Source organism: Enterocloster sp. 210928-DFI.2.20 (assembly GCF_020554465.1).
Classification (GTDB): domain Bacteria; phylum Bacillota; class Clostridia; order Lachnospirales; family Lachnospiraceae; genus Enterocloster; species Enterocloster bolteae.
This window is the reverse complement of sequence record NZ_JAJCHK010000020.1, coordinates 87,760-98,904: the sequence shown is the minus strand read 5'-3', so window position 1 is coordinate 98,904 and position 11,145 is coordinate 87,760. Positions and strand designations below refer to the sequence as shown.

Genomic DNA, 11,145 nt, shown 5'->3' with positions numbered 1-11,145 from the left:
AGAATTGGGGCGGGATTTTAACAAATCCCACCCCAACTATTGACAAAGAGCCTAAAATCAATAAACGAGGACCGGTCTCCCTGTCCTCGTTTAATTTTGTACACACATAGTTATGTACGCTCCTTATCCTTCATTATCCTCCCACAGAATCTTCTGAATCCTGTCCTCGGCCTCCAGCTCGTCACTTCCCTTAAAGTAAAAAGTCAGAAAACCTGTCATTCTAAGATTCTTTACTTCGTCGTATTGCTTGACATTTGCTGTATACTTATCGCTGGTGACAAAAATATCGCAGTCAAATTGATTTGCCGTCTGAATCAAATAAGAAATAGGGATTGGCCTAAAGACTCTTTCCCTGCTGTCAACTTGTTTCGTTAACATAGAATCACCTCAATTCAAAACAAAACCGACTACTGGTTACCACCCTCCTCTGAATAATTATACATGCCCCTATGTACTTAGAATAACATTTTTTTCCACTAAATTCAAGGGATTGACGCATTAAATTTATATAGTTTTTGTAAATTTTAAACTAAAAGTCAGAGAAAAACCCTATTTTCACCTCCGTTTTGTTGCAAATGTAACAAAGCTGGTAAAAATAGGGTTTTACTGTAATTTACATTTAACCGGCGCTAACGCTGACGCCTTTTACAGCCCATTGATAATTGCGCAGTGCCTGCTGGAGATTCAGGTCAGCACACTTAAATCCGGACTGGGCCTGGAGATAGGCCAGCTCCTGCTGCATGAACTGAATCTGGCTCAGCGTTCCATTCTGCCTCTGAATCTGCGCTGCATTCCATGTGAGCTGGGCGCTCTGGTACGCAGTGGAGGCTGAATCATAGGCTGCTTTTTTCTCCAGTATGGTGTCATACAATGTCTGCATATCAGAACGGAGCTGGTCCTCTGAGTAGTCCACGGTACGCATCTTATTGGCCTTCTGCGTCATTTCTTTGGTGGTTCGGACCTGGAAGTCGCTCATCCCTGACCCTGAACCGCTCCGCATGCTGATCAGGCTGTAGTTGTTGTTTACCGCGGTTTCCTTGTCGGATGCCAAATCCAGGGTTCCGATAACCGATGGGTCTGCTGCCGGAACCGGGCCAATGACAGTATCCACGCCTTTCTCCCATCCGGTGTAGTAACAGAGGGTCTTATATATCTGGTCAATTCCCGCATCTATACTCTCCAGCTGGGATTTTGCCGAGGACAGCTGGGCTGCGGCCGAAAGCACGTCTGCATCCACCGCAAGCCCCTGGGCCTGCATGGTCTGCTGTATGGCCTGGGCTGTCTGGGCTATCTCCAATGCCTTGGCTACCACAGTCCTCTGTGCCAGGTAATACTCATACTGGTTCATCAGAGTCTCCGCACCGGACACAATCATGTTCACCTGGCGGTCCACGCTCCGGCTGGACTTGCTGCGCTCAATGGAACGGTCCATGGACCCTGCGCTGGAACGCAGCATCCTGGCACCTCCCACCACCTGCATGACCGCAGGATTACCGCTGCCCAGAACATCTGCCAGCTGGTCTGCCTGGGACATATAATCATCAGCCACCACTCGCATAGCCGTTGCAATGCTTCCCTGGTCCTCTTCCATGGTATCAATCATGGAGTACGCGCTTTTTATAGGGGCATAGCAGTTCTTAATAAGATCTGTCAATTCATCGTACTCCATGTGGCTGTCCTGGAGCCGGGCCATGGCCTCTGTGTACGTATCACCCGGCACCACTCCCGGCTCGTCTGCCAGCGCAGCGCCTGCACCGCCCACCGCCATCACGGCTGCCAGCGACAAAGCCATGAAGCCTTTTCGTCTGTTCATATTCATCTGTCCAACCTCCTTACCTTTCTTCAACCGGCCTAATTGGAGGTTGTGAGACCTTTTACATTCCAATCATAGGCTTCCATGGCCAGCAGAAGCTGAAGCTTATCTGTCTCCACACTGTTCTTGGCGGATATATAGCTGTTAAGCACATTCTTGTATTCCAGCTCTGTAATTTCGCCTACCGCTCTCTTGGCCGTTGCCGTGTTCAGGTTAACGGAGGCAACATCCAGGGCCATCACGGCCGCGTTCAGGGAATCACGTCCCGTAAGCACTGCATTGTACTGGTTTCTAAGGGATTTGGCCGCCTTATCCTTTGCATCCTGGATCTGTGCCTGGTTGGAGTCAATCAGGTACTGGCTGGTCAGGTTGCCGGCCTTCTTCTCAAAATATTTCACATCATAATTATTCGCGATGGCCGTCTCCATATCAGCGTCCGGATTCATAGATGCAATCCGGTTCAAATCAGGCTCGGGCACATCCCTAATCTCAGGCTGTCCGTCCACTGCCCATCCTAACATCAGACAGAGACTCCTGTGGACATTGTCAGCTGATTTCTGTGCAGTAAGGATAGCCGTATCCTGGTCCTGTACACTCTTTAATGCACTCAGCACATCTGCCTGGGTTGCCATGCCGGCTGCCTGGCGGGCTGCGGTTGCTTCATACTGGGCCTGCATCAGATTCCTGGCGCTCTGAAGATTTTCCATATTGTACCGTGACTGCTCATAAGTCACCATCAGCTGCTGGGCCTGATACACAAGTCCTGCCTCTGTCTGGTCATACTGAATCTTCTCCATGTCCGCGTCCTGATAGTTATTGTCGGCCTGCTGCTGGAGTACGCCCACCTGGAACCTGGCTGTGGCCCATGCCACGTCATCGTCGCTGTCTGCATTATTCCAGATGGCATCAATATCATCCATATAATCATCGTAGGCCGCATTCAGGTCCTTGCCCTTCTGATCCTTATAGGTAGACCGGTTGCTGCGGACCGTTGGGTTGTACTCATGCACCAAGTCCTTTAACTCCCCGAATTCCAGCACATTATCCCTGAGGGAGGCCCATTTATCCTCACTGTATGCGAATTCAGGACTTATATCCTTGTTGATATCAGGTGCAGGCGGCTCTGCAATCGTATGGGCGTCATCCGGCTTGCTTACATTGGGCCTTTTCCCGCTGGCCGCAAATGAGGTCAGGGGCATTGTCCCGGCCATGGTAATGGCTGCCAGGACAGCCGCTGCCCTGTATCCGTATTTCCTGTTCCTTAAATTCTTCATCTCTAATCTCCTCTTTTCTGTGTTTCCTTATCACGTCAGTTTCCGGTGTTCCGGCAGACACCGTATTCCAATATAAGCATTTCCTTCTTTGTCACTTCCAGAAGTTTTTCCCGGTCCACCACGTTCTTATAATACAGCGTTACAGCCCTGATGATGATAAGCATGGCCATGTCCACCAGATACGACAGAGTCTCTTCATCAACAGGATAACGTTCCCTGTCAATCCCTTCATAAAGCTTATGAACGAATTCACCATAGGACTCATCCTGAAGCAGAAAGCCCTTGATTCCAAATAAATGGTTCTGGTCCACCACACTTAAATCCGACAGCATATTCCTGTACATCTTATAGCCCAGGCCTCCATGGTCCTCATCCACCACTGCCTCCAGAAGCTTAAGGGCTGTGCCAAAGGGATTTCCCCCCTGTTCCTTCAGGGTTCTAAAGATCCTCTCCTGGCAGTTATCCCTGAAGCCTCTGAGCATATACCGCATCAGGTCGTCCTTATCTTCAAAATATGTATAAAAGCTCCCTCTGGATATGTCTGCCTCCTTGATAATCTGGTTGATGGATGCAGATGAATAAGGAACCCTTGAGAATTCGTGGACCGCCGCTTCCAGTATTGCCTGCTTCTTCTCTTCCTTTAGTTTCAAAAACCGTTGTGTAGGCATGAATCCAGCCTCCTAGCCCTCTTTTGTAAGATACAATCATATTCCTCTTGGTGACATAATGTCATTTGTGACAATATGTCACGAACCCAATTATAAACACATATGCCATGGATTGTCAAGAAAGGAAGAATTAAATTTCCATAAACAGAAACAGGGGCCGATGGTCCGGTCCCTGTTTCCACAGTTATAGTACACAATACCAAATTCAAAAATCAAAACTATCTTTACATATTCTTTGCAGCATATTCCTTGGGGAGTGATGATTCATCAATCATATTCTCCGTCCGATCCACAATATAAACCGGCCTGTCCTTCAGTTCCGTAAACAGAATCGCAATATACTCACCGATGATGCCGATAATCACAAACATCATGGCAAACATAAAGCAAATCAACACCACAATGGTGGCATAGCCGCTGGGAGCACCTTTTCTGGTGCAGAGCGTGTATATCATGACTGCCAAGCCCAGCAGGGCCGAGAATATGCCTGCGTAGATACCAAGCTTCAGGGGCATGTTGGAAAAGCACAGGATTGTATTGATGGAAAACACAAACAGCTTCTTGATGCTGTACTTGCTCTCCCCTGCCACCCGGGCCCTTGCTTCATACTCAATGGCGGTTTTCTTAAAGCCTACGTTCTGCACATAGCCTCTGAGGAAACGCACCTTCTCCCTGTAGCTGTTCTTCAGCACCTGGGCCACATGGCGCGAGACTGCAAAAAAGTCAGAGGCATTTGCCTCAAAGTGTACATCTGAAATCCGGTTGATAAGCCAGTAAAAGCCGGAGGAAGTGATGTTCTTCACCAGCCCTGCCGTTCTGTTTTTGGTGCGGACCATGTTGATAACCTGATATCCTTCCTCAAACTTAGCCAGAATATCCGGTATACATTCCGGGGGATGCTGCAGGTCCGCGTCCATACAGATGATGCCGTCTCCCCTACTGTAGTCCAGTCCCGCTATCATGGCCGCCTCATGTCCAAAATTCCTGGAAAAGCTTATCACCCTGACCCTTGAATCAGATGCGGCCATACGGTCCAGTATGTCCTGGCTTCCATCCCTGCTGCCGTCATTGACAAAAAGCAGCTCATAATCCCAGCTGATTTGTTCCAACACATGTGTGGTTTCCCTGTAAAATTCTTCCAATGCTTTTTCTTCGTTGTAGACCGATACCACAACTGATAACAACCTGTCCATCTCTTTTGTCTGTAATCCTTTCCTGGGGCATGTTTACATATGCTGCCAATCTCTCTGTCCTCATCCCCCCAGTGCGTGTCTGACCCCCGCTCCGGCACGCTCTAATCAAAAATACGGATTTGCTGGCTGGAGTGGGTGGGCACCCGTCTGTCCTCCGGCGGCATTTCCATGTAATTGCCATACACCTCTGTCAGTATCTGATGCCATCCCTTAGGTATCATCAGGCGGGTATCCTCAAAATCCGAGTCCTCCACCTGGTCGCAGCAGGATTTATCCACAGTCACATACAGATAATCCGGCTGATAGTTACTGTAATAGCGCAGACTCCCCTTGCTATGCCTGTCCTTCAGGGCAGCTGCCTTCTGCATGGCAAAGATAAGCTTCATGGGCACCAGGCGGCCTGCAGCAGCCAGCCCTCCCACGAAGATCTTGTGAATCAGGCTGTATTTGCCAAAATCCAGCTTATACCTGTGCCCCATGGCCATGCCATACACTGCCTTGTGCAGGAAACGGGTAAATTCCGCCCCTGCCCTGGAGGCAGGAAGTTTGTCCAGAATGAACAGATCCACCCATATATGATTCAGCTTTCCCTCATAGTACTGCATTTCCGGGCTGTCCTCATGGCATTTACTTTTTTTGTAAATGATTCTGGGAGTAAAATCATAAAATGCCTTTCCGCCCCTGTAACTGTCCGGCTCCAGCAGCTCCATGGTATCCGGCAGCTCCCTTGGAGCCACCTTCATAAATGCCTCATACTGGTTCCTGGTAAACGCCACATCCGCGTCATCATCCCAGGGGATGAACCCCTTATGGCGTACAGCGCCTATAAGGGTGCCCGCGTCCAGCATGTAGCGGATATTATACTTGCGGCAAATCCGGTCTATCTCTTTTAATATGGTCAAGTTAGCCTCATGGACCCGGCTCATATCATAGGTTTTCATCATAATCAGCGCTCCTGCCCTTTATTCCTGCCGTGTTTACGGCACGGTGCCTAATCGGTTCCCGCAGAGTCCCTATGCGCACTCCACTGCTTCCTTAATAGTCCTGGCCATATAGTCGATCATCTCATCTGTCATTCCCGGATACACACCCACCCAGAATGTGTCGGCCATAATGCGGTCCGTGTTGTCCAGGCTGCCCACAATACGGTATCCCTGGCCTGCTGCCCGCATTTCATCAAAACAGGGATGCTTTGTCAGATTGCCTGCAAACAGCATTCTGGTCTGCACGCCCTTTTTCTCCACATACTGGACAACCTTATTCCGCTCAACGCCTTCCCTGCACGTAATCAGGAAACCGAACCAGCTGGGCCTGGAATGCGGGCAGGCTTCCGGAAGAATCAGCTGTTTCTCTGTTCCCTCAAGTCCTGCCTTCAGGCGGTCGAAATTGTGACGGCGCCGCTCCACAAAGGATGGGAATTTATCCAGCTGGGCGCATCCAATGGCGGCCTGCATGTCCGTTGCCTTCAGGTTATACCCGAGATGGGAATACACGTATTTGTGGTCATACCCCAGGGGAAGCTCCCCGAACTGTCTGTCAAACCTGTGTCCGCACATATTGTCGCGGCCTGAGGGGCATACGCAGTCGCGGCCCCAGTCGCGGAAGGATCGGATGATTTTATTGAGAAGGGGATTGTCCGTATAGACAGCACCTCCCTCGCCCATGGTCATGTGGTGGGGCGGATAGAAGCTGGATGTGCCGATGTCACCGATAGTACCTGTAAACCGGGTCACTTCCTTTCCGTCCTCTTCCATGGTATACTGGGTACCCAAAGCGTCGCAGTTGTCCTCCACCAGCCACAGGCCATGCTTCTCGCAGAATGCCTTCACTGCCCTTAAATCGAAAGGATTTCCAAGGGTATGGGCAATCATCACTGCCTTGGTCTTTTCAGACAGGGCCTCTTCCAGCTTTTCCGCATCAATGTTATACTGGGGAATCGTCACATCCACAAACACCGGCACTGCGCCAAACTGGATAGCAGGGGCCACCGTGGTTGGAAACCCGCAGGCAACCGTGATGATTTCATCTCCCCTTTTTACCCTGCGCTCCCCCAGCAAAGGGGATGTCAGCGTCATGAAGGCCACCAGATTGGCGGAGGAACCGGAGTTCACCAAGGAGCAGAAACGCACGCCCAGATAGTCTGCCAGCTTCTTCTCAAATTCATCGGTGTATCTGCCGGAGGTAAGCCAGAATTCCAGTGAGCTGTCTACCAGGTTTACCATCTCCTTATGGTCATAGACCCTGGAAGCGTAGGGAATGCGGTCACCCTCCTGAAAAGGCCCCTTTTTATTGTGATAGGTGTCGCAGTATTCGGCCACCATGTCCAGAATCTGCTGCCTTGCTTCTGTCTCTGTCTTATGTTCAAATGCCATGTTCATTTCTCCTCTTTACGAAAAAAATTCTGTTATCTGCCGGTCCATAACCTCCAGCATATCCTCACCGTCCAGATAAGCCCTGGACCACTCTACTGTCTTTTCAACAGCTTCCTCTACCCCATATCTGGGACGCCAGCCAAATACCGACTTTATTCTGGAACAATCCAGCTTCAGAAAATTGGCCTCATGAGGGCCTCCGTCATACTGATTCACCCATTTTACATCCCCGCCCCAGAGCCGGCAGAACATATCCACCAGGCATCCTGTGGTCACGCAGTCCTTATCATCAGGCCCCACATTATAATACCCCTGGTATCGTCCATCCTCATACTGCCTCATGGCAATGGTAAGATACACGGCCAGCGGCTCCAGCACCAGCTGGTAGGGCCTGGTGGAATGGGGATTCCTTACAATGATATCTTTCCCTGTTGCAGCTGCCCTGATACAGTCAGGAATAATCCTGTCGTTGGCAAAATCGCCGCCCCCAATGACATTGCCTGCCCTTGAGGTGGAGACAGCACACCGCCCGTCACCAAAAAATGATTTCTGATAGCTGTGGGTTACCAGCTCGGAACAGGACTTACTGTTGGAATAGGGATCGTATCCATCCAGAGGATCGCATTCCCTGTACCCATACTCCCACTCCCGGTTCTCATACACCTTGTCCGTGGTCACATTGAGAAAAGAGCGCACACTGTCCGTCAGTCTGACGCACTCCATCACGTTCACGGTCCCCATGACATTTGTCTCATAGGTATACACCGGATCCTTATAAGAATCCCTGACAATGGGCTGGGCCGCCAGATGAAACACCACCTCCGGCCTCACCCGTTCAAACACATCCCTAAGCCCCTGTAGATTCCGGATATCTCCAATCACGCTGTCCATCACATCCTCCAGCCCGGCAATCTCAAACAGGCTGGGATCCGTAGGCGGTTCCAGGGAATACCCCGTCACCTGAGCCCCGGCAAGCGTCAGAATCCTGCAAAGCCAAGCCCCCTTAAACCCGGTATGCCCCGTCACAAGCACCCTTTTATCTCTATAAAAATCCATCAATTCCTTCATCTTCATAAAAAAATCCTCTCATCCAACTTCCAACCATCCACAAAAACCCTTCCGAACCACCTTACCGCACACCATCTGCTGCTCACCACTTACCGCCTGCCGCACACCGCCTGCCGCACACCGTCTGCCCTACACAACTCCCCTCAGCATCTTCTTCCTACGGCATTCGAGGAAGCCCAGCATGGTTCCAGGCGTGCTTCCTGCTGAAACCATTTTACACGCCGGCACTTAGGCGCGGTCTTTCACGCGTCTTAGTACCGCTGCGTGTAAACCGAGCGAGAGCGTGTTTCATCAGGGAGCACGCCTGGAACCATGCGGACCCCCGCGAATCCCCACGTCCCTCCTCTACCAAATCTTCCAGGGCGCCCTGCCCGACTGCCACAATCCCTCCAGCTTATTCATCTCACGCTGTGTATCCATGCACTGCCAGAATCCGCTGTGGTAGAAGGATTTAAGCTGTCCCTCCGCCGCCAGTTTCTGCATAGGTCCCTGCTCGAACACAGTGGAATCCCCTTCCAGATAATTAAATATCTCAGGATTCATCACCATGAATCCGCCGTTAATCAGGGCACCGTCATTATCCTCCTTTTCCCGGAAGGACAGAACCGTATCATTTTCGTCGATATCCAGAACGCCCTTCATCTGTCCGATGTTGACTGTTGTGATAGTAGCTGTCCTGCCATGGGATTTATGGAAACGCACCAGTTCATCCAAATCCACTGTTGACACGCCGTCCCCATAGGTCAGCATAAAAGGCTCATCCCCCACAAAAGGCTGGATACGCTTTACACGCCCGCCTGTCATGGTGTTGAGTCCGGTGTCCACCAACGTTACCTTCCACGGCTCGGAATAGTTATTGTGGACTTCCATCTTATTGTTAGCCAGATCAAATGTTACATCTGAGGTGTGAAGGAAATAGTCTGCGAAAAATTCCTTCACCACATACTGCTTATAACCCAGACAGATAATGAATTCATGGAATCCGAATTCCGAATAATACTTCATGATATGCCACAATATGGGTTTTCCCCCAATTTCTATCATAGGCTTTGGTTTCAGATGGCTCTCCTCGCTGATTCTGGTACCAAGTCCTCCTGCTAATATTACTACCTTCATCTCTGTCCTCCATTGTATTTCCGGCACATTGTATTCCAGCCGCATTCTATACTGCCTGTACTCTTTCCTGCCCGCATTCCATCCTGCCCGCACTCTTTCCTGCCTGCATTTCATCCTGCCTATATTCTTTCCCGCTCACATTCCATCCTGCCCGCATCCTACTCCCGGAACACATTCAGCTTGTTCTCTTCCAGTATCCGGAACGCGTTCTGTATCTTGTCCAGTCCTTTGCGGTATTCAAACTCTGTCTCCAGTTCTTCTCCCCTGTCCTTTAGCTCCTCACGGCTCATTCCGGGGACCTCCAGGGCCAGCCGGGCCTTTCTCTCAAAGCTTTCCTCCCTGCTGGGCGCTTTCTGGATCTCACGATAAGTAGTATAACCATTTCCCATAAGGATTGCAAGGCAGAATAGAGCCATGCCCCACCGGTATCCTCTGTCTGTCCTCTCCTTCATCTGCCACGCCAGGGCAAAGGTAAGTATAATTCCCAATATTCCCACCTGAAACTGCAGGGCATAGCGGGAACTTAACGCATAACTTTCTTTCTCAAATATATACCGGGAAATGAAAATGATTACATGGTTCATCCCTCCTCCCGCCAACAGCATCAGGGGCATAATGGTCCTCTCATACAGTCGGAACCGGAAATTAATCCATAAGGCCATCAGATAGCCGCAGACCACAAACAGGCCCAGAACATAACACATCCGGTTGCTGAGAAGGCCGTTTTCCATGAAACGTTCCAGTTCCTCCCCTCCCACCAGGACTCCCGCAAAGGACTTTAACAGAAAACGGATGGGGAATGTGGGATTTTCAGCCAGTATCGTGCCCAGGGAACGTCCTGTGGCTCCCGCGTGTTCCTCCACCGCCATGGAATTGCTCAGCATATACAGAAGAAGGGGCAGCAGGGCGCAGGCCATATAGGCCAGATACCGCATATCCCAGGAACCCTGCCCCCTTCTGCCCGGGCAGTCCTTACGCTTCCTCCGGTCCATCACCATGCAGAACCCATAGGATAGCAGCAGCGTGGCCGCATAGACCGCACAATACGGGCCGGCAGTACCCAGTATAATAAGCCAAGGCAGTACCAGCAGCTTTAACCGGTCCCGTCCTTTTTCCTCTCCTGCCCACACCCGGTCCAGGACCAGCTCATGGTAGTAGAAGCAGGCAAAGGCAAAGAAATGGGACCATCCGCTTCCATTGGTAAGCATTTCCCATTTATTCAGGCTGAACATCACTGCCATCAGCAGCGCAAACCAGAGGCATCCGATTTTCCTGCTCCTGCAGTAAGCGGCAAATACCCAGCCTGCCAGCCCCAGGCTCACCACGCCCAGAACACGTTCCAGGGTTATGGTAAAGCCAAATAACTCCACATTGACAATCCGGCAGAGATAATTGATCGGGATGCGTGTCAGGACATCCGGCACAAAAAACTTCTCCGGATTCCATACATCCGGCAGATAGCTGTTCACCAGCCGGATGTAGTCTGAGTACACCACATCGCAGGTGGCGCTTTTCACATACCAAAGGCAGAATAAGATGCCTGCAAGCGGAAGAAGCCAATATATGATTTTCCTGTTTCGTTCTGCTTTCATGGTTATCCTGCTCCTTTCTCATTCCCTATGTCTTTCCCGGAAACCGGTT

Annotated in this window: 10 protein-coding genes; all 10 read right to left on the bottom strand. The window is 50.5% G+C overall.

Going from position 1 to position 11,145, the window contains the following annotated elements:
- Positions 1-123: 123 nt before the first annotated feature.
- The 10 genes from LI015_RS17720 to LI015_RS17675 all read right to left on the bottom strand — a co-directional run bounded on the left by LI015_RS17720 (position 124) and on the right by LI015_RS17675 (position 11,096).
- A complete protein-coding gene (locus LI015_RS17720; protein ID WP_002568252.1) occupies positions 124-378 on the bottom strand; it encodes an HPr family phosphocarrier protein in 255 nt (84 codons plus the stop codon).
- A 241-nt stretch (positions 379-619) separates the two neighbouring features.
- Positions 620-1,819 (bottom strand): TolC family protein, encoded by a 1,200-nt coding sequence (locus LI015_RS17715; RefSeq protein WP_227125867.1) that lies wholly within the window; start codon positions 1,817-1,819, stop codon positions 620-622.
- Positions 1,820-1,851: 32 nt separating this feature from the next.
- On the bottom strand, positions 1,852-3,087 hold the full coding sequence (locus LI015_RS17710; RefSeq protein WP_227125865.1) for a TolC family protein: 1,236 nt from the start codon (positions 3,085-3,087) through the stop codon (positions 1,852-1,854).
- 35 nt (positions 3,088-3,122) lie between these two features.
- Positions 3,123-3,755 carry a TetR/AcrR family transcriptional regulator gene (locus LI015_RS17705; RefSeq protein ID WP_117625655.1) on the bottom strand — a complete coding sequence of 211 codons (633 nt, stop codon included), beginning with the start codon at positions 3,753-3,755 and terminating at the stop codon, positions 3,123-3,125.
- Between the two features lie 224 nt (positions 3,756-3,979).
- On the bottom strand, positions 3,980-4,948 hold the full coding sequence (locus tag LI015_RS17700; RefSeq protein WP_227125862.1) for a glycosyltransferase family 2 protein: 969 nt from the start codon (positions 4,946-4,948) through the stop codon (positions 3,980-3,982).
- A 101-nt stretch (positions 4,949-5,049) separates the two neighbouring features.
- Positions 5,050-5,892 (bottom strand): LicD family protein, encoded by an 843-nt coding sequence (locus LI015_RS17695; protein WP_227125861.1) that lies wholly within the window; start codon positions 5,890-5,892, stop codon positions 5,050-5,052.
- 69 nt (positions 5,893-5,961) lie between these two features.
- Positions 5,962-7,320 carry a lipopolysaccharide biosynthesis protein RfbH gene (gene rfbH / locus LI015_RS17690; protein ID WP_117625657.1) on the bottom strand — a complete coding sequence of 453 codons (1,359 nt, stop codon included), beginning with the start codon at positions 7,318-7,320 and terminating at the stop codon, positions 5,962-5,964.
- Positions 7,321-7,335: 15 nt separating this feature from the next.
- A complete protein-coding gene (gene rfbG, locus LI015_RS17685; RefSeq protein WP_002568273.1) occupies positions 7,336-8,394 on the bottom strand; it encodes a CDP-glucose 4,6-dehydratase in 1,059 nt (352 codons plus the stop codon).
- A gap of 339 nt (positions 8,395-8,733) precedes the next feature.
- On the bottom strand, positions 8,734-9,504 hold the full coding sequence (gene rfbF, locus LI015_RS17680) for a glucose-1-phosphate cytidylyltransferase (RefSeq protein WP_002568274.1): 771 nt from the start codon (positions 9,502-9,504) through the stop codon (positions 8,734-8,736).
- Between the two features lie 158 nt (positions 9,505-9,662).
- Positions 9,663-11,096: a hypothetical protein gene (locus tag LI015_RS17675; RefSeq protein WP_002570269.1), complete on the bottom strand. Its 1,434-nt coding sequence runs from the start codon at positions 11,094-11,096 to the stop codon at positions 9,663-9,665.
- Positions 11,097-11,145: the final 49 nt, after the last annotated feature.

What these genes read in the sequence shown, in the direction of transcription:
- LI015_RS17715 (WP_227125867.1), bottom strand. Translation starts at nt 1,819, where the DNA reads ATGAATATGAACAGACGAAAAGGCTTCATGGCTTTGTCGCTGGCAGCC.
- LI015_RS17695 (WP_227125861.1), bottom strand. Translation starts at nt 5,892, where the DNA reads ATGATGAAAACCTATGATATGAGCCGGGTCCATGAGGCTAACTTGACC.
- rfbG (WP_002568273.1), bottom strand. Translation starts at nt 8,394, where the DNA reads ATGAAGATGAAGGAATTGATGGATTTTTATAGAGATAAAAGGGTGCTT.
- LI015_RS17710 (WP_227125865.1), bottom strand. Translation starts at nt 3,087, where the DNA reads ATGAAGAATTTAAGGAACAGGAAATACGGATACAGGGCAGCGGCTGTC.
- LI015_RS17675 (WP_002570269.1), bottom strand. Translation starts at nt 11,096, where the DNA reads ATGAAAGCAGAACGAAACAGGAAAATCATATATTGGCTTCTTCCGCTT.
- LI015_RS17700 (WP_227125862.1), bottom strand. Translation starts at nt 4,948, where the DNA reads ATGGACAGGTTGTTATCAGTTGTGGTATCGGTCTACAACGAAGAAAAA.
- rfbH (WP_117625657.1), bottom strand. Translation starts at nt 7,320, where the DNA reads ATGGCATTTGAACATAAGACAGAGACAGAAGCAAGGCAGCAGATTCTG.
- LI015_RS17720 (WP_002568252.1), bottom strand. Translation starts at nt 378, where the DNA reads ATGTTAACGAAACAAGTTGACAGCAGGGAAAGAGTCTTTAGGCCAATC.
- rfbF (WP_002568274.1), bottom strand. Translation starts at nt 9,504, where the DNA reads ATGAAGGTAGTAATATTAGCAGGAGGACTTGGTACCAGAATCAGCGAG.
- LI015_RS17705 (WP_117625655.1), bottom strand. Translation starts at nt 3,755, where the DNA reads ATGCCTACACAACGGTTTTTGAAACTAAAGGAAGAGAAGAAGCAGGCA.